Origin of the sequence: Arthrobacter sp. MW3 TE3886 (assembly GCF_041262145.1) — a bacterium.
Lineage (GTDB): Bacteria > Actinomycetota > Actinomycetes > Actinomycetales > Micrococcaceae > Arthrobacter.
In genome coordinates, this window is the sequence record NZ_JBGCAN010000001.1 from 1,463,517 (window position 1) to 1,486,780 (window position 23,264).

At 68.6% G+C, this 23,264-nt stretch carries 22 protein-coding genes; 13 read left to right on the forward strand and 9 right to left on the reverse strand.

Annotated features, from left to right (window positions below):
* The first annotated feature begins 29 nt into the window (after positions 1-29).
* Positions 30-1,007 (forward strand): Bax inhibitor-1/YccA family protein, encoded by a 978-nt coding sequence (locus tag ABH915_RS06695; protein WP_370119177.1) that lies wholly within the window; start codon positions 30-32, stop codon positions 1,005-1,007.
* Between the two features lie 113 nt (positions 1,008-1,120).
* Here the strand turns inward: ABH915_RS06695 and ABH915_RS06700 are convergent, their stop codons facing one another.
* Positions 1,121-2,359: an acetyl-CoA C-acetyltransferase gene (locus tag ABH915_RS06700; protein ID WP_370119179.1), complete on the reverse strand. Its 1,239-nt coding sequence runs from the start codon at positions 2,357-2,359 to the stop codon at positions 1,121-1,123.
* Positions 2,360-2,379: 20 nt separating this feature from the next.
* On the reverse strand, positions 2,380-3,540 hold the full coding sequence (galK, locus tag ABH915_RS06705; protein ID WP_370119181.1) for a galactokinase: 1,161 nt from the start codon (positions 3,538-3,540) through the stop codon (positions 2,380-2,382).
* 90 nt (positions 3,541-3,630) lie between these two features.
* Between galK and ABH915_RS06710 the strand changes: the two genes are divergently transcribed.
* The 4 genes from ABH915_RS06710 (at position 3,631) to ABH915_RS06725 (ending at position 8,002) form a co-directional block, all read left to right on the forward strand.
* The gene (locus ABH915_RS06710; RefSeq protein WP_043422775.1) at positions 3,631-4,608 is read left to right on the forward strand and encodes an aldose 1-epimerase family protein; all 978 of its coding nucleotides are present in this window, start codon (positions 3,631-3,633) and stop codon (positions 4,606-4,608) included.
* Between the two features lie 188 nt (positions 4,609-4,796).
* Positions 4,797-6,110 carry an AI-2E family transporter gene (locus ABH915_RS06715; protein ID WP_370119185.1) on the forward strand — a complete coding sequence of 438 codons (1,314 nt, stop codon included), beginning with the start codon at positions 4,797-4,799 and terminating at the stop codon, positions 6,108-6,110.
* Positions 6,111-6,131: 21 nt separating this feature from the next.
* Positions 6,132-7,370, forward strand: coding sequence for a threonine ammonia-lyase (gene ilvA / locus ABH915_RS06720; protein ID WP_026537791.1), 1,239 nt, complete (start codon positions 6,132-6,134; stop codon positions 7,368-7,370).
* A 5-nt stretch (positions 7,371-7,375) separates the two neighbouring features.
* Complete coding sequence (locus tag ABH915_RS06725; protein WP_370119189.1) at positions 7,376-8,002, forward strand: rhomboid family intramembrane serine protease; 627 nt, start codon at positions 7,376-7,378, stop codon at positions 8,000-8,002.
* A gap of 209 nt (positions 8,003-8,211) precedes the next feature.
* Here the strand turns inward: ABH915_RS06725 and greA are convergent, their stop codons facing one another.
* Positions 8,212-8,706: a transcription elongation factor GreA gene (greA, locus tag ABH915_RS06730; protein ID WP_018774712.1), complete on the reverse strand. Its 495-nt coding sequence runs from the start codon at positions 8,704-8,706 to the stop codon at positions 8,212-8,214.
* A gap of 184 nt (positions 8,707-8,890) precedes the next feature.
* On the reverse strand, positions 8,891-9,343 hold the full coding sequence (locus ABH915_RS06735) for a DUF4307 domain-containing protein (protein WP_018774711.1): 453 nt from the start codon (positions 9,341-9,343) through the stop codon (positions 8,891-8,893).
* A gap of 108 nt (positions 9,344-9,451) precedes the next feature.
* On the opposite strand from ABH915_RS06735, the gene mca reads away from it, so the two are divergent.
* The 4 genes from mca (at position 9,452) to ABH915_RS06755 (ending at position 13,740) form a co-directional block, all read left to right on the forward strand.
* Complete coding sequence (gene mca, locus ABH915_RS06740; RefSeq protein WP_370119194.1) at positions 9,452-10,357, forward strand: mycothiol conjugate amidase Mca; 906 nt, start codon at positions 9,452-9,454, stop codon at positions 10,355-10,357.
* A 245-nt stretch (positions 10,358-10,602) separates the two neighbouring features.
* On the forward strand, positions 10,603-10,827 hold the full coding sequence (locus ABH915_RS06745) for a hypothetical protein (protein WP_370119197.1): 225 nt from the start codon (positions 10,603-10,605) through the stop codon (positions 10,825-10,827).
* Positions 10,805-13,078 (forward strand): thioredoxin domain-containing protein, encoded by a 2,274-nt coding sequence (locus ABH915_RS06750; protein ID WP_370119201.1) that lies wholly within the window; start codon positions 10,805-10,807, stop codon positions 13,076-13,078. Before ABH915_RS06745 ends, ABH915_RS06750 begins: the two co-directional genes overlap by 23 nt.
* Positions 13,075-13,740: an HAD family hydrolase gene (locus ABH915_RS06755; protein WP_370119204.1), complete on the forward strand. Its 666-nt coding sequence runs from the start codon at positions 13,075-13,077 to the stop codon at positions 13,738-13,740. Before ABH915_RS06750 ends, ABH915_RS06755 begins: the two co-directional genes overlap by 4 nt.
* A 126-nt stretch (positions 13,741-13,866) precedes the next feature.
* On the opposite strand, the gene ABH915_RS06760 is transcribed toward ABH915_RS06755, so the two are convergent.
* On the reverse strand, positions 13,867-14,583 hold the full coding sequence (locus tag ABH915_RS06760) for a hemolysin III family protein (RefSeq protein WP_370119207.1): 717 nt from the start codon (positions 14,581-14,583) through the stop codon (positions 13,867-13,869).
* A gap of 154 nt (positions 14,584-14,737) precedes the next feature.
* On the opposite strand from ABH915_RS06760, the gene ABH915_RS06765 reads away from it, so the two are divergent.
* Positions 14,738-15,499, forward strand: a complete 762-nt coding sequence (locus ABH915_RS06765) for an isoprenyl transferase (RefSeq protein ID WP_043466899.1) — start codon at positions 14,738-14,740, stop codon at positions 15,497-15,499.
* 233 nt (positions 15,500-15,732) lie between these two features.
* Entirely contained in the window at positions 15,733-17,172 is a 1,440-nt protein-coding gene (locus ABH915_RS06770; protein ID WP_026266649.1) for a PhoH family protein, read from the forward strand.
* 477 nt (positions 17,173-17,649) lie between these two features.
* Here the strand turns inward: ABH915_RS06770 and ABH915_RS06775 are convergent, their stop codons facing one another.
* Both ABH915_RS06775 and ABH915_RS06780 read right to left on the reverse strand, forming a co-directional pair.
* Positions 17,650-18,300 carry a GNAT family N-acetyltransferase gene (locus tag ABH915_RS06775; RefSeq protein WP_370119210.1) on the reverse strand — a complete coding sequence of 217 codons (651 nt, stop codon included), beginning with the start codon at positions 18,298-18,300 and terminating at the stop codon, positions 17,650-17,652.
* A 48-nt stretch (positions 18,301-18,348) separates the two neighbouring features.
* A complete protein-coding gene (locus ABH915_RS06780; protein ID WP_370119213.1) occupies positions 18,349-19,173 on the reverse strand; it encodes a hypothetical protein in 825 nt (274 codons plus the stop codon).
* Positions 19,174-19,231: 58 nt separating this feature from the next.
* Between ABH915_RS06780 and ABH915_RS06785 the strand changes: the two genes are divergently transcribed.
* The gene (locus tag ABH915_RS06785) at positions 19,232-19,786 is read left to right on the forward strand and encodes a prepilin peptidase (protein WP_370119216.1); all 555 of its coding nucleotides are present in this window, start codon (positions 19,232-19,234) and stop codon (positions 19,784-19,786) included.
* A 127-nt stretch (positions 19,787-19,913) separates the two neighbouring features.
* Here ABH915_RS06785 and ABH915_RS06790 read toward each other — a convergent pair whose 3' ends face one another.
* Both ABH915_RS06790 and ABH915_RS06795 read right to left on the reverse strand, forming a co-directional pair.
* Positions 19,914-21,629 carry an MDR family MFS transporter gene (locus ABH915_RS06790; protein ID WP_370119218.1) on the reverse strand — a complete coding sequence of 572 codons (1,716 nt, stop codon included), beginning with the start codon at positions 21,627-21,629 and terminating at the stop codon, positions 19,914-19,916.
* On the reverse strand, positions 21,626-22,342 hold the full coding sequence (locus tag ABH915_RS06795; protein ID WP_370119221.1) for a TetR/AcrR family transcriptional regulator: 717 nt from the start codon (positions 22,340-22,342) through the stop codon (positions 21,626-21,628). Before ABH915_RS06795 ends, ABH915_RS06790 begins: the two co-directional genes overlap by 4 nt.
* 165 nt (positions 22,343-22,507) lie before the next feature.
* Here ABH915_RS06795 and ABH915_RS06800 point away from each other — a divergent pair, with 165 nt between their 5' ends.
* Positions 22,508-23,176 (forward strand): VWA domain-containing protein, encoded by a 669-nt coding sequence (locus tag ABH915_RS06800; protein ID WP_370119224.1) that lies wholly within the window; start codon positions 22,508-22,510, stop codon positions 23,174-23,176.
* Positions 23,177-23,264 lie beyond the last annotated feature (88 nt).

The window sequence follows — 23,264 nt, forward strand, 5'->3', positions numbered from 1 at the left end:
CCACCCCCTTATTTTGGAGGACACCCGCAATGGCACATGGCGGAAACCCGATCTTCAGCGGAAAGAATTTCCGCGAAGCCACCCAGGCGCCGCCTGCCCCGCAGGCCCCGTACGGCCAGAACCCTTACGGCCAGGCCCCGTACGGCCAGAACCCTTACGGCCAGAACCCGTATGGCCAGGCCCCGTACGGCCAGAACCCCTATGGCCAGACCGGCTACGGCCAGGGCCCGGCCCAGGGCGGGTGGAATTCGGCGCAGCAGGGCATGACCCAGGAACAGCTTCAGGACCTGTACAACCGCCCGGCCGCCGGCCCGGCCGACATCGGCCGGATGACGTACGACGACGTCATCATCAAGACCGCCGGGTGCCTCGGCATCCTGGTGGTTGGCGCCGCAGTGGCGCTCGCCGTCCCGCAGGGCACCGGATCCATGCTGATGATCCTCGGGGCTCTCGGCGGCTTCGCCCTCGCGATGGTCAACACCTTCAAGAAGCAGCCGTCACCCGGGCTGATCCTGGCCTACGCCCTGCTCGAAGGATTCTTCCTCGGCGGCCTGACCCGCATCCTCGACAACCTGTTCCCGGGCGTCGGCATCCAGGCCGTCGTCGGAACGCTGTCCGTCTTCGCCGTGACGCTCGTGCTGTTCAAGAGCGGCAAGGTCCGGGCGACGCCCAAGCTTATGCGGTTCTTCATGATCGCCCTGATCGGCTATGCGGTGTTCGCGCTCGTCAACATGTTCATGATGATGACCGGGGCCGTGACCACGCCGTTTGGCCTGAGCACCAGCGTCGAGATCATGGGTATACCGCTCGGCGTCTTGATTGGCATCCTGGCGATCGGCCTGGCCGCCTTCTCGCTGATCATGGACTTCACGTCCATCGAGGCGGCCATCAGCGCCGGAGCCCCGCAGCGCTTCTCCTGGACCGCCGCCTTCGGCCTCACGGTCACGCTCGTCTGGCTCTACGTCGAGATCATCCGACTGCTGGCCATCCTCCGCGGCGACGAGTAAACCGGCGTCGTTCCTCAACGACCCAGATTGCCCCGCCAGGAGCCCCGCCCAATGGTGGGGCTCCTGGCGTATGCGGCCGACGGTGGCTGCCGCAGCGGCTCACCTGTAATCGCTCAGCGGAGCCGCTCGAACACAACTGCCATGCCCTGGCCGCCTCCGACGCACAGCGTCGCCAGGCCGAGGGAGGCGTCGCGGGCGCGGAGCCCGTTGAGCAGCGTGGCGGTCATGCGTGCGCCGGTCATCCCGAAGGGGTGGCCGAGCGCGATGGCGCCGCCGTGGACATTGAGGATCTCCGGATCGATGCCGAGTTCCCGGGCGCTGGCCACCACCTGGACCGCGAACGCTTCGTTGAGCTCCACGAGATCGATGTCCCCGATGGTCAGCCCGGCGATCGTGAGCGCCCGGCGGGTCGCTTCCACCGGGCCCATGCCCATCAGCTCCGGGGACAGGGCGCTGACCCCGGTGGAGACGATCCGGGCAAGCGGTTCGAGGCCCAGTTCGCGGGCGCGCAAGTCACTCATGACCACGACGGCGGCGGCCCCGTCATTGAGCGGACACGCGTTCCCGGCCGTCACGGTGCCGCCACTGCGGAAAACGGGCTGCAGGGCGCCGACGGCCTCCGCGCTCACACCGGGACGCGGTGAATCGTCACGATCGACCACCGAGCCGTCGGCACGGGTATAAGGGGTGATTTCGCGGGCGTAGAACCCGGCGGCGATGGCCGCCTCGGCCCGGTTCTGGCTGAGCACCGCCCAGGCGTCCTGCTCCGCGCGGGTGATGCCGTAGCTTGTGGCGACGTTCTCCGCCGTCTGGCCCATGGCGATATACACGTCCGGCATCCGGCCGCCCAGCCGCGGGTCGGTCCACGGGGTGTTGGAGGCCGCGCGGGCCTCGGTGCGTTTCCGGGCCGCCGCGAAGCGCGGATTGTGCGTGCCCGCGTCCGTCTCGCCGGCACCGGCCCAGTCCCGGTAGCGCGACACCGCCTCCACGCCGGCGGCCACGAACGCCTGGCCTTCGCCGGCCTTGACGGCGTGGAACGCCATCCGGAGCGTCTGCAGGCTGGAAGCGCAAAAACGGTTGATGGTGGCTGCCGGAACGTTGTCCAGCCCGGCCAGGATGCTGACCACACGGGCCATGTTGGAGCCGGCCTCGCCGCTCGGCTCGGCGCACCCCAGATAGATGTCGTCCAGGCCGCGGCCGGGACCTGCGGCGGCGTCGAACGCAGGAATCCCGGCGAGGGCCGCAGTGATCATGGCGGCGGCGAGATCGTCCGGCCGTTCGTCTTTCAACGACCCCTTGAAGGCGCGGCCGATCGGGCTCCGGGCGGTGGAAACGATGACAGCTTCGGGCATGCGCCCAGACTACGCCCCGCCTAGCACAGGCGCATGGCCCCCGCCGCGGGGCTGACGCGGAAGATCTCCGGCGCGGCATGCCCGGCCCGGGCAAAGGCACGTTCGACGGCGGAACGCACCTGCTGCGCCGATCCCGCCGGGGTCAGGGCGATCGCGGAGCCGCCGAAGCCGCCGCCCGTCATGCGGGCTCCGATCGCGCCGGCCGACCGCGCCGTGTCCACGGCAAGGTCCAGTTCCGGGCAGGAGATCTCGAAGTCATCGCGCATCGAGGCGTGGGACGCGTCGAGCAGGGGGCCGATGGCGGCCGGGCCCACGGTGTCCAGAAGCTCGACCGTCTGCAGCACCCGCTGGTTTTCGGTGACGACATGCCGGACGCGGCGGAACGTCTCCTCGTCCAGAAGCCCGCTGGCCTCCTCGAGGTCCTCGAGACCGACATCGCGCAGCGCCGCCACGCCAAGGACCTCGGCGGCGAGTTCGCACGATTCCCGCCGGGCCGCGTACCCGCCGTCGGCGTGGGAATGGGAAACCCGGGTGTCGATGACCAGCAGCACCAAACCTGCGGCGTCGGCGTCGAACGGCACCAGCCGGACACTCTGGTCGCGGCAGTCGAGGAAGACGGCGTGCCCGGCCGTGGCCCGGAGCGAGGCGGACTGGTCCATGATGCCGGTGGGCGCGCCGACGAAGTCATTCTCCGCCCGCTGGGTGGCCAGGACCATGTCCTGCACGGAGAGGCCGGCCTCCATGAGCCCATTCAGGGCCGAAATCACGGCACATTCGATGGCGTGGGAGGAAGACAGGCCCGCGCCGCGCGGGACCTCGGAATCCAGGAGCAGGTCCACGCCGGGAACCTGGAGGCCCAGCTGCTGCAGGGCCCAGATGACCCCGAGCGGGTACTTTGTCCAGCCCCTGGCGCTGGCGCGGGCCAGCGAGCCGGTCTCGGCGGTGGTCAGCCCCTGGTTGCCGAACGTGGAGAGCATCCGCACGGTGGAATCCGGCCGGACCCGGACGGCAACCCGGGCTGCCCGGTCGATGGCGAACGGCAGGACGAAGCCCTCGTTGTAATCGGTGTGCTCGCCTATGAGGTTGACCCGTCCCGGTGCCCGCCACACGCCGTCGGGCCTGGCGCCAAAGACCGTCTCAAACCGGGCGGCGAGCCCGCGGCTGTCCAGGGGTGGATTCATGGCCTGGCGCCTGCGCTGCTGGAAGTCATGGGTCCAAGGTATACGGGTTCGCGGGGTTGTTTGTGTGGTGCGCGCTGTACGGTGGTCACCATGGATCTCTCAGCGACACCCCCGGCCTCCGGCAATGTCTCCGCCGCCAATGACACGATGCGGCGGTACGCGTCCGGCCGGCAGTACGAGCTCCGGCGCGGCGACGCCCTGGCAGTCGTCACCGAACTCGCCGCCGGCCTGCGCCTCTACAGCCGCGCAGGAACCGCCCTGACGGAAACCTACGGGGATGCCGACATTGCGCCCGGTGCCACCGGAATTACGCTGGCACCGTGGGCCAACCGGGTGGAGGACGGCGTCTGGCACCTCAACGGCAAGAAGCTGCAGCTGGACATCACAGAGGTCTCCCGCAATAACGCCAGCCACGGTCTGCTGCGGAACTCCTCCTACGAACTCGTGGACGAGGACGAGTTCTCCGTAACCCTGGAAGCGGCGGTTTTCCCGCAGCACGGCTACCCGTTCCTGATGCGGCACCGGGTCCGCTATGAACTGGCCGAGGACTTGGGGCTGGTGGTGCGCCAAACCCTGATCAACGACTCCCAGGACCGCGCGCCGTTCGTGCTTGGCGCACACCCTTATCTGCGGCTGGGCGACGTGCCCAGCGAGGACCTCACCGTGAGCGTGGACGCCCGGACCAGGCTGGTCGCCGACGACCGCCTCATCCCGCGCAGCAGTGAACCGGTCAGCGGCGACTTCGATCTGCGCGGCGGGCGGCCGGTGGGGACCCTGGACCTCGATTCGGCCTACACGGACCTGGAGTTCGACGGCGGCGTCGCGCGGCACACGCTGCGCTCACCCGACGGGCGGACGGTGAGCCTGTGGCAGGACGCGAGCTGCGGTTACGTCCATGTCTTTGTCACGACGGAATTTCCGGGCCGGTCGAAGGCGGTCGCGATCGAGCCGATGACCGGTCCCGCCAACGCGTTCAACAGCGGCGAGGGCCTGCGCTGGCTCGCACCGGGGGAGCAGTTCTCCATGACCTGGGGCATCTCCGCCGCGCTGACGGCCACCACACCCTGACCCCACAGGCGGACCCGGCGGCCCAACGCCGGCCGGTCGCCGGGCCGGTGCCCTGGCCCGTCGCCCGGCCCGTCGCCCGGCCCGTCGCCAGGGCTGTTGCGGGTGGCCGGTTGCTGGTTGCTGGTTGCTGGTTGCTGGTTGCTGGTTGCTGGTTTCCTATTGGGCGTCGCCTACGGAATCATGGGGCTATGACGCCAGCTGAGGACGCCGCACCTGCCACAAGCCCCTCCTATTCCGCGGCCGGGACCGGCGCACGTGCCGTGGCCCGGGTACGGACCGACCGGGAGATCGACCAGGACATTCCCTACGGCGTGCGGATCGCCGCCGGCTGGGCGTGGCGCGGCGGGCTCATCCTGCTCGTGATCGGGCTGCTGGTCTGGCTGCTCAGCCATGTCAGCTTCCTCATCATCCCCGTCATGGTGGCCGCCCTCCTCGCGGGGCTCCTGAGCCCCGCAGTGCGCTGGATGGCCAACCGGCGCGTGCCCAAGGGCCTCGCCGTCGCCATCACGGTGCTGGGCTTCATCGGCCTCATCGTCGGCGCCCTGACCCTGGTCGGGCGCCAGCTCGTGCAGGGCTTCGGTGAGCTGTGGTCCCAGGCGCTCACGGGTGTGCAGCAGGTACAGACCTGGCTGTCGGAAGGCCCGCTGCACCTGACGGCCGCACAGATCGACAAGTACATCGAGGACGCCACCGCCGCTCTGCAGAACAACAGCAGCAGCATCCTCAGCGGGGCCCTGACGTTCGGGAGCACTGCCGGGCACTTCGCCGCCGGCCTGGTCCTGGCGCTGTTCATCCTGATCTTCTTCCTGCTCGAAGGCGACAGGATCTGGGCCTTCCTCGTCAGCCTCATGCCCCGGAAGGCGCGCCGCGCCACGGACGGCGCGGGCCGCCGCGGCTGGACCTCGATGGTCAGCTACGCACGCATCCAAATGTTCGTCGCGTTCGTGGACGCCGTGGGAATCGGCGTCGGCGCCGCCATCATTGGCGTGCCGCTCGCGCTGCCGCTGGGCGTGCTGGTCTTCCTCGGGTCGTTCATCCCGGTGGTCGGCGCGCTGGTCACGGGCGCGATCGCCGTGCTGCTGGCGCTGGTCGCCAACGGGCCCGTCAACGCCCTCATCATGCTGGCGATCGTGCTCGGCGTCCAGCAACTCGAAAGCCACATCCTGCAGCCGCTCGTCATGGGCAAGGCCGTCTCGCTCCACCCCGTTGCCGTGATCCTGTCCGTCGCGGCGGGCTCCTACCTCGCCGGGATCCCCGGCGCATTGTTCTCCGTGCCGATCCTTGCCGTAGCAAACTCGTCGATTCGCTACATTGCGGGCAGAACGTGGGAACATGATGAAGTGCTGGCAACCGCGGGAGCCGGGGGCGGTCCTGCCCCCGAACCCGGCGCAGACACCACCTTCACAGACGTCCACCTGCCGGGCGCAAACCCCGGCGGCGAGGGCGCCGCACCCAATAGCGGTGCTCCGGGCAGCGATGCCGGACGGGGCACCGACGCCTGATCCAAAGAAGGAGAACAGTTCGTGAATACCCTTGAGAGCCTGCCCGTCACGCTGGACGATGTCCTGGAGGCGCAGAAGCTGCTCGACGGGATTATTACGCGGACGCCCGTGGAGTCTTCGCGGGCCCTCGGCAGCACGGTGGGCGGCGAGGTCTTCCTCAAGTGCGAAAACCTGCAGCGCGCCGGCTCCTTCAAGGTCCGCGGCGCCTATGTGCGGATGGCCAAGCTCTCCGACGCCGAAAAGAAGCGCGGTGTCGTGGCGGCCTCTGCCGGTAACCACGCCCAGGGTGTGGCTGTCGCAGCCAAGAGCCTGGGCATCAAGGCCCGGATCTACATGCCGCTCGGCGTCGCATTGCCCAAGCTCGCGGCCACCCGCAGCCACGGCGCCGAGGTGGTGCTGCATGGCCACAACGTGGACGAGGCGCTGGCGGAAGCCAAGCGCTACGCCGATGAAAGCGGCGCCGTCTTTGTCCACCCCTTCGATGACGTCGACGTCGTCGCCGGCCAGGGGACGGTCGGGCTGGAGATCCTCGAGCAGGTCCCCGACGTCGACACCATCCTGATGGGTGTCGGCGGCGGCGGACTCCTCGCGGGCGTCGCCGTCGCGGTGAAGGCACGTGCCAAGGAACTTGGCCGCGATATCCGCATCATCGGCGTCCAGGCCGAAAACGCTGCCGCCTATCCGCCCTCGCTCGCCGCCGACGCCCTCGTCCCGCTCAAGAAGGTGTCCACCATGGCCGACGGCATCGCCGTGGGCCGGCCTGGCCAGCTGCCCTTCAGCATCATCCGCGAGCTCGTCGACGACGTCGTCACCGTCAGCGAGGACGCCCTGGCCCGGGCGCTGATCTTCCTGCTGGAGCGCGCCAAGATGGTGGTGGAACCCGCCGGGGCCGTCGGTGTCGCGGCGCTCATGGAAGGCAAGATCGAAAACCCGGGAACCGTTGCGGTGGTCCTCTCAGGCGGCAATATCGACCCCATGCTGATGCTCAAGGTCATCCAGCGCGGCCTCTCCGCCGCCGGCCGGTACATGACCGTGCGGATGATGCTGGACGACCGTCCGGGCTCGCTGGCCACGATCGCCCGCATCATCGCCGAGAACGACGCCAACGTCACGGGTCTGGACCACACCCGGGTGGGCGGCTCCATCAGCATGGGCGACGTCTCCATCACCGTCAATCTGGAAACCAAGGGCCACGAGCACTGCAGCCAGGTCCTGGCGGCGTTGCGCGCCGAGGGTTTCCAGCCGATCGTGGTGCACTAGGGGCCATGGTGAGCGACGCGTTTCCGGGCGGGCCGCCGCGGGAGGGGGACAGCACCGCGGTGCGGGCCCGCCGGGGACTGCTGGTGGTGGGCTCCTTCGTGGTGCTGCTGTACCTGATCGAGATCCTCAACACCGCCCTGTTCCACTCCCTGAACCGCACTTTCGGACTGCGGCCGCGGAGCCTGGACGGGATCCTGGACATCCTGACGTTTCCGCTGCTGCACTCCAGCCTGGCCCACCTGATGTCCAACACGCTCCCGTTGATCATCTTCGGGTTCCTCGTGTTCCTGTCCGGGCACCGGGTGTTCATCACCGCCCTGGCCGCCAGTTGGCTGGCGTCCGGGCTCGTGGTGTGGCTCATCGGCGGCGCCAGCGTCACGGTGGGCGCCTCCGGGCTGGTGTTCGGGCTCTTCGCGTTCCTCCTGGTCCGCGGCTTCATCAACCGGAACTGGTGGCAGATAGCGCTGTCCGTGGTGTTGTTCATGGCCTACGGCGGCATCCTGTTCGGAATCCTGCCCACCGTGGCCAGCTTCGTCTCATGGCAGGCCCACCTGGGCGGGGCGATCGGCGGCATCACAGCGGCGCTGCTGCTGAGCACCAGGCGCCCGGGGTCGCTGCCCGCCCGCCGCTGAATCCCCGGCAAGAGGACCCGCCGGGGACTCCGGCCAAGCCGACTGGCCCAACCGGCCCCGCCATCAAGCGGCCCCGCCATCAAGCGGAAAACGCGACGCCGGCCTCCCCGCGAAGGGGAGACCGGCGTCGCTGTTCTGCTGTCTTGTCGCCGTTCTGTGGTGGCCGTTCTGCGAACGTGCTCCGTCACGGAACAGGGCGTGCTGCGGTGTCAGCCGGCGTACGGCTTGGCGGAGATGATCTCCACCGTGATGTCCTTGCCGTTCGGGGCGGTGTAGCTGAGCTTGTCGCCTTCCTTGTGGCCGACGATGGCCGCGCCGAGGGGGGACTTCTCGCTGAAGACATCCAGGTCCGAGTCGCCGGCAATTTCGCGGGAGCCGAGCAGGAAGGTCTCCTCGTCGCCGGCAATCTTGGCTACGACGATCATGCCGGGCTCCACGATGCCGTCATCGGCCGGGGCCTCGCCGACGTGGGCGTCCCGGAGGAGGGCCGTGAGCTGGCGGATGCGGGCCTCGATCTTGCCCTGCTCCTCCTTGGCAGCGTGGTAGCCGCCGTTCTCCTTGAGGTCGCCCTCCTGGCGCGCGGCTTCGATCTTCTGGACGATTTCTGCCCGGCCGGGGCCGGAAAGGTTGTCCAGCTCTGCCTTCAGGCGGTCAAAAGCTTCCTGGGTAAGCCAAGCCGCAGTTGCGCTGTTGGTGGTAGACACGGACTTCTCCTTTGGGTGGTCATACAAGCAAAGACCCCGCCACGGTGGCCACTTTTATGACGCAGTAACCAGCTCAGCGGGGGAAAGGTATTGATCCATTGTAGTCAATCCTGTGGATAAACCAAAGAGGACTGCGGTGTGGATCACACCGTGTTACCGGCGCTTGCCGCGGCCTGTTGTCCGGTTAGTGTCCGGCGTCGGGAATCCAGCAGCTGTCCACGACGGCGGAGACCGCCTGGGATTCCGTGCGCAACTGGATGCGGTGGGCTGTGGTGCGTCCGCCGTCCGTGCCGGCATCGGCCGCGTTCGGCCCGATGTCCACAACCTTCCAGCCGACAATCGCGAACTTCGAGTCCATGGCCTTCACGGCGCATTTCGCCGCCGCTGCCGGGTCCTTGGTGACCTGGAAGTCGATTTCTGTCAGCGTGGCGTCGGGGGTGCTGTAGCCGACATCCTTAAAGCTGACACCTCCGATGGCCGCCGACGTCGACACCCAGGCCAGGAAGGCAATGCCCACGGCGAGGGCGGCGATCAGGATGTTGCGTTTGACCTTGCGGGACAGCGCGCGCTTTTGGCCACCGTAACGATTGGATAGGCTGGTAGGTGCCGGCGCGGCAGGCTGGTCCTCGGAAGTCACCAGTCCAGTTTAGTGTGGATCGGACCGGGATATTTCCGGACGGCTGCCCGTACAGATTAAGCCGCACCCCCAACAGAGCAGAACAGCAGAAAGAGGAGCCGTCCCACGATGACAGCATCCCCCAGCCCGTCAGCACCGCTTCGCCTGCTGGCGGTCCATGCTCATCCCGACGACGAATCCAGCAAGGGTGCCGCCACGATGGCGATGTATGCCGCTGCCGGCGTGGACGTCCTGGTGGCCACATGCACCGACGGCTCCCGCGGCGACATCCAGAACCCCGCGATGGAGGGACAGCCGCACCCCAAACGCGATATGGCCGGGGCTCGCCGGCTGGAGATGGATGCCGCCGCGAACGTTCTCGGCATCCGGCAGCGCTGGCTCGGCTTCGTCGATTCCGGGCTGCCGGAGGGCGACCCCCTGCCAGCCCTGCCGCCCGGGTGCTTCGCCCTGCAGCCGCTGGAGCGGGCGGCCGCGCCGCTGGTCCGGCTGGTCCGGGACTTCAAGCCCCACGTGATCCTCAGCTACGACGAGAACGGCGGCTACCCGCACCCGGACCACATCATGGCGCACCGGGTGGCCGTCGAGGCCTTCGCGGCGGCCGGCGATCCTGCCCGGTATCCGGACGCCGGGGAACCCTGGGAGCCCAGCAAGCTCTACTATGACCGCGCCTTCAGCCCGGACCGCTTCCGCGCCCTCCACTCCGCGCTGGAGGCGGCCGGACTGCAGTCCCCGTATGCCGAGCGGCTCGCCGCGTGGCTGGAAGCCGACGCCGAGGGGCATACCCCTCCGCAGCCGACGCACCCCACCACCACCCAGGTCGAGTGCGGCGATTTCTTCGAAGCCCGCGACGACGCCCTCCGCTCACACCGGACCCAGGTGGACCCGGAAGGATTCTTCTTCGCGGTCTCTCCGGCCATGCAGCGCAAGGTCTGGCCGTGGGAGGACTACTCCCTGATCGAATCCCGGATCCCGGCAGAACTGCCCGAAACGGACCTCTTCGCCGGGCTAAGATAGGAACGAAAGGGCTCTTCTATCCAGTGTAGAAATGGCGCTGCAGAAAAGACGCTGTTGAAATGACGCTGTAGAAGAGCCACCGCAGAAAAGACACCAGCTCCACAGAAGGTTCCTCACCGTGCATTCCTTGCTCATCGCCCTGGCAACAACGCCGGGCGCCGACCCCTACGCCGTCGCTGCGCCCGGGCCTGTCCGAGGACCAGGTCACCCCGGGTCTGCTGGGCTTCCTGCTGACAGCCTTCATCGTGGTGTTGACCGCGCTGCTGATCGTGGACATGGTGCGGCGTATCCGCCGGGTCCGCTACCGTGCCCAGGTCGAGGCCGAGCGTGAGGCCGCCGAAGCCGGGACCGCGGACGCCGCATTCCCCTCCGACGGCACCGAATTCCCCGCCGACGGCGGGGCTTCCCGGTCCGACGGCGCGGTTACCCGGCCGGAAGTCAACGGCGATGCGGGACCCGGAACCCGCTGACAGCGGATTCCCCAACCCACCGTCCGGGGCCTCGAATGCCCTGGCGGCGGAACCCTCTGCATACCTGCGCCAGCACGCCGGCAACCCCGTGCACTGGCAGCCGTTCGGTGACGCGGCCTTCGCCGCCGCGGCCGCCCGGGACGTGCCGGTGTTCCTCTCAATCGGTTACGCAGCCTGCCACTGGTGCCACGTCATGGCCCACGAATCCTTCGAGGACCAGGACACCGCCGACTACCTGAACGCCCACTTTGTCTCCATCAAAGTGGACCGGGAAGAGCGCCCTGACGTCGATGCCGTCTACATGACAGCGACGCAGGCGATCAGCGGCGAGGGCGGGTGGCCAATGTCCGTCTTCCTCCTGCCCGATGGCCGGGCCTTCCACGCCGGCACCTACTTCCCGCCCCGGCCCATGCCGGGCCGGCCGTCCTTCCGGCAGGTCCTTGACGCCGTGAGCGAGGCCTGGACGGAACGCCGCGGCGCCGTCGAGGCCAACGCTGCCACCCTGGCCCGTGGTATCGCGGCGTCCCAGCCGGCAGCCGTCCTCCGCCTCGACGGACCGCCCGAAGCCCTGGAAGCGGCGCTCCTTGGCGAAGCCGTCGCCGCCCTGTCCGGCGCCGAGGACCAGGCCCACGGCGGCTTCGGCGGCGCGCCGAAGTTCCCGCCCGCGGCCGTGCTCGAATTCCTGATCCGTCACGCCGCCATGCCGCCGGCAGCCGCTCCGGACACCGCACGCCCGGACATTGCGAGCCCGGAGAGCGTCAGCCCGGACACCGCGACGGCGGCCCGGGACATGGCCGGGCGGTGCCTGGCGGCAATGTCCCGCTCGGCGTTGTTTGACCAGCTCGACGGCGGCTTCGCCCGCTATTCGGTGACGGGAGACTGGTCTGTTCCGCATTTCGAGAAAATGCTCTACGACAACGCCCAGTTGCTGCGCGTCTACGTCCACTGGGTCCGGCTGGGCGGCACGCCGGAGTACCCGGCGGCCGAGGCCGCCGGGATTGCCGGGCTCACCGCCGACTGGCTCCTGGCCCGCCTCGGACTGGCACCTGCTCCGGCAGCGGGCCCTGCGACTGGCCCGGCGACCGGCGCTGCGACGGGACCGGACGCCGGCGTCGTGGCCCTGGCGTCATCGCTGGACGCCGACACGGTCATCGACGGCGTGCACGCCGAGGGCGCCAGCTACCTGTGGACTCCCGGCGGGCTGGAGTCGCTCCTTGGCCCGGCCGACGGCGCCGCCGTGGCGGCCCTCATGAACGTCCGAATGCCCGGAAGCGTGAGCGCCGACGGTTCGCCGCTGCATCCGGGCAGGGAAGTATCCGGAGAAGACGCCGCGCTGTGGCAGCGGGTGCGGCCGCTGCTGGCACAGGAGCGCAGGAACCGGCCCCAGCCCGGCCGGGATGACAAAGTGGTGGCGGGCTGGAACGGACTGGCCGTCGCCGCCCTCGCCGACGCCGGCGCCGTCCTGGCACGGCCGGAACTTGTGGCCGCGGCCGAACGGATCGCGGACTATCTTGACCGCGTGCACTGGCGGCCTGCGGCGGATGGCCCCGGCCGGCTCATGCGCGTCTCCCACGACGGAGCGGCGCGCGGAATCGGCGGCCTGCTGGAAGACTACGCCTTGTGCGCCGAGGGGCTGTTCGCGCTCTATGGGGTTACCGGACACACCCGCTGGTATGAGCTGGCCGAGGCCATCCTGGACGCCGCCTGCCGGCGGTTCGCGGCCGACGGCGGCCTGAAGGACGCTGCGGGGGAGTCCGCGCAGGTCACGGCCGCCCAGGGTGGCCGGGATGGCCTTGAACCGTTCGACGGCGCCACCCCCAGCGGTGCCGCCGCGCTGGCCGGTGCCCTGCTGACCTCCTCGGCCCTGTCCGGCTCGTCCGAACACCGCACGCTGGCGGCGAACATCCTCGCCCTGCTGCTGCCTCCGCTGGCGGTCCGTGCGCCGCGCGCCGCCGGCTGGCTGCTCGCGACCGCCCAGGCCGCCCTCGCCGGTCCCATCGAGGCCGCCGTCGCCGGTCCGGACACGCCGGAACGGGCCGCGCTGCACCGGGAGCTGCTGCTCTCGGCCAGCCCCGGGCTGGTGGTCGCGGTCCAGGACGACGGCGCCGCCCCGCCAGTACCCCTGCTGCGCGGCCGCGGCGCGGGCCCGGACGGCGCCCCGCAGGTGTTCCTGTGCCGCGGCATGGTCTGCGACCTCCCCACGAATTCCGTCGAAGGAATGCGTGGGCAGCTGGCTAGGATGTCCTCATGACCGGTCAGGACGGCTTTGAGCTGGTGGTGTTCGATTGCGACGGGGTGCTGGTGGATTCCGAGGTGATCGCCATCCGGGTGGACCAGCGCGTGCTGGCCGATCTCGGCTGGGAACTGGAACTCAATGACATCGTGGAACGCTTCGTCGGAAAATCCGAGGCGCACTTTGTTGCGGCCGTGGAACAGCAGCTCGGAGTCCGGCTGGCCGACGGCTGGGACCGGGATTACGGGCGCTGGTACCAGGAGGCTTTTGAACGCGGCCTCGAAGCGGTAGACGGCATCGAGGACGCCCTGGACCGGCTGTCCCTGCCGCACTGCGTCGCCTCCAGCGGCAGCCACGAAAAGATGCACCGGACCCTGGGCAAGACCGGGCTGCTGCACCGCTTCCAGGGCCGCATCTACAGCGCCACGGAGGTCGCCCACGGCAAACCCGCCCCTGACCTGTTCCTCCACGCCGCCGCGAGCCTCGGCACCGCGCCCGGGCGGTGCGCCGTCGTCGAGGACAGCGCCTACGGCGTCCAGGCCGCCCGGGCGGCGGGGATGCACGTCTTCGCGTATGCCGGCGGTGTCACCCCGGCTTCCCGATTGGCCGGTCCCGGAACCACCGTCTTTTCCGACATGCGGCTGCTGCCCGGGCTGATCGCGGCGGGACGGCCCGGCTGAGCCGAGGGCCAGCCCCTGACGCCGCATTTCCCCACTATTGAAGCCGGCGCCCGGCATGTCGGGCCGAAACGCCGGTGAGTCCCGGCGTCGCAGTTTCAAAGGTGGGGAGAATCCGCGCGGGCAGTGTCAGCCCAGGACCGCGATGGCTATGGCGATGTAGTGCGCGGCGAAGGCTAAGACCGTCAGCGCATGGAAGAGCTCATGGAAGCCGAAGTGTTCGTAGCTAAAGTTCGGTTTCTTCAGCGCATAGAAGACGGCGCCGGTGATGTACAGGACGCCGCCGACGCAGACCAGCACCGCCGAGGCAGCGTTGGCGGCGAAAAAATCCGGCAGGTAGAACAGCGAGCCGCAGCCGAGCGCGATATAGATCGGCACGTAGAGCCACCGTGGGGCATTGGTCCACAGCAGGCGGAACAGCACCCCCAGGATGGCCCCGGACCAGATCACCCACAGCAGCACTTCGGCCTGCTGCCGGTCCAGCAGGGCCCAGGCGAGCGGCGTGTAGCTTCCGGCGATCACCAGCATGATGTTCGTGTGGTCCAGCCGCTTCAGGACGATTTTCACGCGCGGCGACCAGTTCCCGCGGTGATAGACGGCGCTGACGCCGAACAGCAGCACCCCGGTGACGGCATAGACGGCGCAGGCCACCTTCAGGTCCGGCGGCGCCAGGACCACCAGCACCAGCCCGGCGGCCAGCGCCAGCGGGGCGGTGACGGTGTGGATCCAGCCCCGCCATTTGGGCTTGATCATCAGCAGTTCGGCCAGGCGCACCGCGGCGTCGTCCACCGGGGTTCCCCGCTTCGACGAAGGCTCCGGCCTGGGCTCCGGACTGTTGCTTTCCATGCCGCAATAATAACGTACGCAACAGTAAGTTACCCGTGAGTAACAAGCCGTCCGGGCCTGTCCGGCGGCGCAGCTGCACCCGGCACGGCCCTCCGGCAGGTAGCCTAGGATGTGCACTGAACAAGTACCTCAAGGAAGCCAGGTGAATCTCCGGATGGAACTGCCCGGGTTCCTCTACGGCTTTTACGAGCGCAAGCTCCAGCGCTCCCTCGATCCTGAACGGATCCCGCGGCACGTCGGCGTCATGGTCGACGGGAACCGGCGCTGGGCGCGCCAGTTCAACGCCCCCACAAGCCAGGGCCACCAGGCCGGCGCGGACAAGATCCACGAATTCCTCGGCTGGTGCCAGGAACTGGGCATCAAGGTGGTCACCTTGTACATGCTCTCCACGGACAACATGAACCGCTCCGGCGAGGAACTCGACCTCCTGATGGGCATCATCGCCAACACCCTGGACCGGCTGGACGAGGACGCCAACATCTCGGTGCACGCCATGGGCGCCCCCGAACTGCTGCCGGACTACCTCGCCGAGCGGTTGAACAACCTGACGGCCCGCACTCCGGCGCAGGAGAGGCTGCACGTCAATGTCGCCGTCGGCTACGGCGGACGGCGGGAGATCGTCGACGCCGTCCGGGAACTGCTGCACGACGCCGTCGCCCGGGGAGCGGACATCGGACAACTGGCCGATGAACTCACCGTGGATGACATCTCGCGCTTCCTCTACACCCGGGGCCAGCCGGATCCGGACCTGGTGATCCGGACCTCCGGGGAGCAGCGGCTGTCCGGGTTCCTCATGTGGCAAAGCGCGTACAGTGAGTTCTACTTCTGCGAGGCCTTGTGGCCGGCGTTCCGCAAGGTGGACTTCCTTCGCGCCCTGCGCGACTACGCCGGCAGGCAGCGCCGCTTCGGCGCTTGAGCGGTTCACGCGGAGTTCACAAGACGGCAACAAGAATCGCCGAAAAATTATCGGACAAACCGGCCACCGGAGACGTACGTTAATCCCATCGGCAGGCAATTCGCCGGCCGATCGGGGAGGCCAGTACATGGAGCGGATTTTCGCACCGGGTGTATGGGAGGCCGCGTCCGGCCTCCAGGCCGAGCCGCCTCACCAATAACAATTCCGGGCATTGCCCCGGGGCTGGAGTCGATGTGGCTATTTCTGAGCAACTGCCCGACGTCATTTCCGATCAGGGACAGAAAGCTACCTCTCGCGCCAAGCGAGCCACCTCAAAGACCGGTGCAGCGGATTCCGCGGCGGCCGGTCTTGCTGTTTCCGGGGAAGGAACAGGGAGCCGGGGCACGGCCCGCAGTTTCGTGATCGATACCTCTGTGCTGTTGTCCGATCCGCGGGCCCTCCTGCGCTTCGCGGAGCATGAGGTCATCCTGCCGATCGTCGTCATCACCGAGCTTGAAGGAAAGCGCCACGACCCCGAGCTGGGGTACTTTGCGCGCAAGGCCCTCCGGCTGCTCGATGACCTGCGGCTCGAGCACGGCGGCCTGGACCGTCCCATCCCGCTGGGCCCCGACGGCGGCACGCTCATGGTGGAGCTGAACCATATCTCCGCCGAGGTGCTGCCCGCCGGTTTCCGCGGGGTGGACAATGACAGCCGCATCCTCGCGGTGGCCAAGAACATGGCCAACGAGGGCCGTGACGTGACGGTGGTGTCCAAGGACCTGCCGATGCGCGTCAAGGCCTCGGCGATGGGGCTGCTGGCCGACGAGTACCGCAATGAACTCGTCAAGGACTCCGGCTGGACCGGCGTCGCCGAGCTCGACGCGGGCGAGGACGAGGTTGCCACCCTGTACGGGCACGAGCCGGTGTTCATCCCGGCGGCGGCCGAGATGCCGACCAACACCGGGCTGGTGCTGCTGTCCAGCCGTGGCTCGGCTCTCGGACGGGTAGGGGCGGACAAGCAGGTCCGGCTCGTCAAGGGCGACCGCGACGTCTTCGGACTCCATGGCCGCTCGGCTGAGCAGCGGTTGGCGATCGATCTCCTGATGGACCCGTCGGTCGGCATCGTGTCCCTCGGCGGCCGGGCCGGCACGGGCAAGTCCGCACTGGCCCTGTGCGCCGGGCTCGAAGCCGTCCTGGAGCGCCGGGAGCACCGCAAGGTGATCGTCTTCCGGCCCCTGTACGCGGTGGGCGGCCAGGAACTCGGCTATCTGCCCGGTTCCGAAGCCGAAAAGATGAACCCGTGGGCCCAGGCGGTCTTTGACACCCTGGGCGCGCTGGTCAGCCAGGAAGTGGTGGAGGAAGTGATGGACCGCGGCATGCTGGAGGTCATGCCGCTGACGCACATCCGCGGACGTTCCCTGCACGATGCGTTCGTGATCGTCGACGAGGCGCAGTCCCTGGAGAAGAATGTGCTGCTGACAGTGATGAGCCGGATCGGCCAGAACTCCAAGATTGTCCTGACGCACGACGTCGCCCAGCGCGACAACCTGCGGGTCGGACGGCACGACGGCGTGGCGGCCGTCGTCGAGACGCTGAAGGGTCACCCGCTGTTCGGCCACGTGACCCTCACCCGCTCGGAGCGCTCGCCGATCGCCGCCCTGGTGACGGAGCTGCTGGAGGGGGCAGAGATCTAGGCCATCACCCTGCTTGGGGCCGTGGTCCGGTTCGCCGGGCCGCGGCCCTTCGCCGTTGGTTGGGTAGCCGTGGATGGGTTCGCCGGGCGGCGGCCTTTCGCCGTGGTTGGGTCTGCCGTGGTTGGGTTTGCGGTGCTGTGGCGCCCCGCCGTCGCTTAGACACCTCCCGTCGCTGCGCTGCGGTCGCTGGGCGACCTTCGCTGCGCTTTGGTCGGCGATGCGCTCCTTAGCGGGACACCGCAGCCCCGCGAAGGGGGGACGCTCACCACCGGGACGCGGTCTTTCGCAAAGGAGCGCATCGCGGCGCATCGGACCCCGAAGGTCGCCCAGCGACCGCAGCGGGTCCGATGCGACGTGTCTAAGCGACGGCGAAAGGCCGTGTCCCGGCAAACCTAACCACGGGCGAACCCAACCATTGCAGCCCAGAGCATGGACGTGTCTCAGCGACGGCCGAGCCGCGGCCCCGACTGCGGGCTGCTACTCGTGGATGCCCAGATATTTCGCAAAGGCTTCGTGGCCTTCTACTTGTAGCTGCCAGTCGGGGCGTTTGAAGGTGGCGGGTGTGAGGCGGACGTTTTGGACCTCTTGGGCCTTGCCGCCCCAGGCGGCGCGGGTGACGCCGTTGAGCTCGTAGCCGAGGGAGCGCGAGACGCCCAAGGACTGCTGGTTCCAGGCGGCGGCCTCGGACTCCGCCACGTCGGCACAGAGCCAGTCGAAGGCGTAGAGGGCGACGGCGGCACGCATTTCCTTGCCAAGGCCGCGGCCCTGGACGCTCTGGCGGAGCCAGGAGCCCGTGGTGACCGTCTTGAGCGTGGCGAAGTCCTTGGCCGCGATGTCCTGGCAGCCGACGAATTCGTCCTCGTGCCAGATGCCAAGCAGGAGGGTCCAGTCCTGCGGGCTCATGCTGCCGCGGCACCGCCAGTACCACTGCGCCATGTTGGTGCCGAGCTCGCTGGCCGGGGCTTCGGTCCAGGGGTTGCTGAACGGGTTCCTGCCCGGGGGGTGCACGCCGCTCCGGGCGGCCACGACCGCGGCAGGAATGTCCGCGTCGCGGATGGGGCGCAGCTGAAGGCGCGGCGTAGTGAGGCGCAGGTCGAAAGGGGGCCAGTAGTCGGCGGGTTCAGTCATCGCAGGAAGCCTAGCGGTGCCGGCGGGCGGACGCGAGTCACGGCCGCGCTACTCCGCGGGAACGTCCCAGCTGATGTGGCGCCGGACGTCCGTGAGGTTCATCGATTCGGCCAGGAACAGGTCATCGAGCATGTATTCGTCGACGCCCAGGATCCTCAGCCAGTGGCCATAGCCGTCCTGCTCGGTGCCGGTCCCGGGCGCGTCCAGCCAGCGGCTGGCAACGCAGACGCCCGTTGCGGCGTCAATCCTCAGGAGCGTGCGTCCCGGACGGCAGAGCGGGGCTCCGGGGTCGGCGGGACGGTAGGAGAGGTTCGGGCTGACCGTGGTTTCCAGGGCCGGCCGGCCCTCGTGGTCAACCTCCGTGATGGGGCCGAGCTCCACGGCGTTGGCGTTGGGGAACTCCAACGGGACAGGGGAGTTCCCTGCAAGCTCCACCGGGTCCAGGGCCGCGGCGAACCGGCCGTTCCCGAAGGACGGCTCGCCGTAGGCTGCCTCCGGGCGGCGGCGCACCAGCCCGTCGTCGTCGTACACCGGCGTGACAAGGTTCGGCGGCAGGAGCCAGGTCTTCCTTGTGGAGCTGACATAGAAGCCGCCGCGTGAATCGTTGATGCCGGTGGTGCTGGCGATCACCAGCCCGTCGGCGGTCTCCAGCCGCAAGGCGCCGGGCCTGCGCAGCCACGCCCTGACGAGGCCGTGGGGAGGGACTGCTGCGGAAACTGCGGAACCCGTGAGGGGCCGATCCAGGTACTCGAACCTCAGCGACTGCCACTTCCACGGCGAGGACCGGCACAGGTGCCGGAAGGCAGCAGCCTTCTCCGCCGGACCGCGTGGGGCGTCCGGCCCGCGCCGGTTCTTGCTGTCCCATGCGGCCATATCCACAGTTTACGCGCGGGGGCCGCCGGGCCGGATGAATATCAAGTAGCATCCGAGAGTGATCGAACGACTCGGCGTTCTGGGCGCCGCCAACCCGCTGGCGTTCTGGCTTGCCCTGGCCGCGTGCGCGTATTTCTTCGTGATGGCCGTCCGGCTCACCGTCATCGACGTCCGGCACCACCTGCTCCCGGACAGGATCGTCTTTCCCTCCTATGGGATCGCCGGAGTCCTTCTGCTGGGCGCGGCCGCCAGCCAGCTGCTTCCCGGCGGCCAGGACGTTGCCGGCACCGCCGACGCCGGGGCATTCGGCATTCCGGGGCTCCGTGTCCTTGCCGGCGGGGCAGCCCTCTGGCTTTTCTACTTTCTCTTGCACGCGGTGTATCCGCCGGGAATGGGATTCGGTGACGTGAAGCTCGCCGGCGTCCTGGGGATGTACCTGGGATTCCTGGGCTGGGGGCACGTCATGGTCGGGACCTTTGCCGCGTTCGTCCTCGGTGGCCTGTGGAGTCTCGGATTGCTCGCTGCGCGGCGCGGCACGTTGCAGTCGGCCATTCCCTTTGGGCCGTTCATGCTGGCCGGCACAGTCGCCGCCATGCTGCTGCCGGCCGGATAGGCCGGCAGCGCGGGCGCCCCGGCTGCCGGCGCTGACCGGCCCGGCACGCAGCAGGGGCGCCGCACCCCCAAAGGTTGCGGCGCCCCTGCCGGCACTGTCTGGCTGGTGCCGGGCCGTGTCCGGACCGTCAGCCGCGCAGGCGGGTGAGCTCGTCGTCGTGACCGGGCCCGTCGGTGCGGCTCTGGGCTGAAAGCCCTTCCGGCCCCGTGGGCTCCGCGGCGTCGGCGCCGTGGCGGGCTGCCGCCCGTTCCGCCTCGAGCCGCTCGGCTTCCTCGCCGCCGACTGCTTCGCCGCGGGCCACCATGCCGGCGGTGTCCGAGAGCGGGATCTGCTTGAGGGTCAGGGCCAGGATCAGGGCGATGACCAGGAACGGCAGCAGGTACCAGAAGACGGGAGCGAGGGAATCCGCGTAGGCGTTGACAATCGCGTCCTTGAGCTGGGCCGGGAGCTGGCTGAGGACCTGGGGGTCCATCGTCCGGGTGGACTGCGACGCCTGCTCAGCGGATGCCCCGGCGCCGGTGAAGGCACTGGTCAGGGACTCGGAGAGCCGGGTGGTGAAGATGGAGCCGAACACCGCGACGCCCAGGGATGCGCCCACCTCGCGGAAGTAGTTGTTTGTGCTCGTGGCCGTGCCGATCTGGTCCGCCGGCACGGAGTTCTGGACCACCAGGACGATCACCTGCATGATCGAGCCGAGGCCCGCGCCGAAGACGAACAGCTGCACGCAGATGACCCAGATGGGCGTGGCGGCCGTGAGCGTGGTCAACCACAGCATCGCCGCGATGGTCAGGGCGGCCCCGAGGATCGGGAACATCCTGTATTTGCCGGTCTTGGAAATGCGGATGCCGGAGAAGATGGCCATGCCCATGAGTCCCACCATCATCGGCAGCATCAGCAGGCCGGATTCGGCGGCGGAGGTCCCGGAGGACATCTGCAGGAAGGTCGGGACGAAGGCGATCGCCGCGAACATGCCGAGGCCGAGGGTGAAGCCGATGGCGGTGGAGTTCACGAAGATGCGGTTCTTGAACAGGCTCAACGGAATGATGGGGTCCTCGGCCCGGCGCTCCACCAGGACGAAGGCGGCTGCGGCGAGCACCAGTCCGGCGCCGAAGGCCCACGTCAGCGGCGAATCCCAGCCCTCGTCCTTCTTACCGCCGAAGTCGGTGAAGAAAATCAGGCACGTGGTGGCCGCGGAGAGCAGCAGCACGCCCAGGATGTCGATCCGCTTCTCGGCCTTCTTGTTCGGCAACGTCAGGGTGAACCAGGCGATGGTGAACGCGGCGATGCCGATCGGGATGTTGATGTAGAAGGCCCATTCCCAGGTCAGGTGGTCCACGAAGAAACCGCCCAGCAGGGGGCCGGCGACGGCGGAGAGGCCGAAGATTGCGCCCAGCGGGCCCATGTACTTGCCGCGCTCCTTGGCCGGAACGATGTCGGCGATGATGGCCTGGGACAGGATCATCAGGCCGCCGCCGCCCAGGCCCTGGACGGCGCGGAAGACCACGAAGCCCCAGAAGTCCGTGGCCAGGGCGCAGCCGACGGAGGCGAGGGTGAAGAGCCCGATGGCGATCAGGAACAGGTTCCGGCGGCCCAGGATGTCGCCGAACTTTCCATAGATGGGCATGACGATGGTGGTGGCGAGCAGATAGGCCGTGGTGATCCAGGCCTGGTGCTCCACGCCGCCGAGCTTGCCGACGATCGTGGGCATGGCGGTGGAGACGATGGTCTGGTCAAGGCTGGAGAGCAGCATGCCCGCGATAAGGGCGGAGAAGATGATCCAGATGCGTTTCTGGGTCAGCAGCAGCGGCTCGGCTGCTGGTTTGGTGCTGACGGCGGCGCTCATTGCGCTCCTTCGGAAGGGTCGGCGTGGACTGACGTGGACTTGACTGTGTTTGGCTCGGCTGTGTCGAACTGGGACATGGTGAACGGCAGGGAGAAGAGCGTGCGGGCTGCTGCGATGTTTTCCAGCAGCATGTCCTTGTAAGGGCGGGCGTTGCCCTCGGAGAAGTAGTCGGCGCTGGTTTTCCTGGCGACGTTTCCCAGGAGGACTACGGCCATGCGGACCACGGGGTGATCGGCAGCAACACCTTCCCTGGCCGCGAGCAGCCGGGCGAAGTCGGCCTCGCGTTCCTCGGTGGCGCCGATGATCTTCAGCATCAGTTGGGGTTCCTTCTTGATCACCCCGATCAGCTGGCGGGTCTCTTCCTCGGAGCCGCTCATCCGTTCGGACAGATCAAGGGACAGGCGTACGAGGTCGGCGAGGAGTGAGGCCGATATTTCCCCGGCGGGCGAACCCGCGCCGCCCGCCATGAACCGGGCCACCACCTCTTCCGGAAAGTCGTCGTCGACGTGGCCCAGGATCGCATCTTCCTTGGCGGGGAAGTAGTTGAAGAAGGTCCGGCGGGAGATGCCCGCGCGCTCGCAGACTTCCTCCACGGTGTAGCCGCTGAGGCCGCGTTCGGCGGTCAGGGAACGCGCGACGGCGGTGATCGCCGCCCGTGTTGCGGCCCGCTTGCGCTCGCGGAGGCCCCCGGAACTAATTGCACTGTTTCCCATGGAGTGTATTTTTGCACTCGAATACAAAAAGTGCAAAAAATGTTGCCGGCTGTTGTGCCAATAATGTCGTTGCCCGGCCATAGCCTGCTCCTGTCCAGCCATATGGCGGGCAACAGGTGGCCCGCGACGTGGCAGAAGCGCCGTCCGGGCCGGAAATGGGGAAGCATGACAGATTCAGCCCTGACGCACGTGTATGTCCTCCTGGACCGTTCCGGGTCGATGAGCGCCATCGCCGATGACACTGTGGGCGGGTTTGCGGCGTTCATCCGCGAGCAGCAGGCAGTGGCGGGCCGGTGCCGGCTGTCGTTGGCGCAGTTCGATGACACCTACGAGCGCGTTTACGCCTCGGTGGACATCCAGGACGTGCCGGCCCTGGACCTGCAGCCGCGGGGCAGCACCGCCCTGCACGACGCCATGGTCCGGCTGATCGGCGAAGCCGGTGCGGAACTAGCGGCCCTTCCGGAGGGCCAGCGCCCCGGCACCGTGCTGGTGGCCGTGCTGACGGACGGCCACGAGAACTCCTCGCGCGAGGCCACGGGCGAGCTGGTCAAGGCACTGGTCCAGCGGCAGCAGAGCCAGTGGGGCTGGCAGTTTACGTATTTGGGCGCCAACCAGGACGCGGTATTGACCGCCGGCGGCCTCGGCATCCGCGCCGAAGACGCCCTGACCTATGCCGCCGGGAACGTCGATGCTGCTTTCTCCGTCCAGTCCGCCAAGACGCGGCGGTTGCGGGAGGCGCGGATCGGCGGTGCCAGCATGGCGGACGCCGCTGCTGCCGCGGCCTACACGGCGGAGGAGCGGGAGGCCGCGGGCGGGGAGCCGCCCAGGGTCTAAGTTCTGGCATGCGGCGCAGACATGCCGCCGGCCGGCACCCTTCCCGGAAGGATGCCGGCCGGCGGCGGATGTTCTCTTCGGGGGCGAC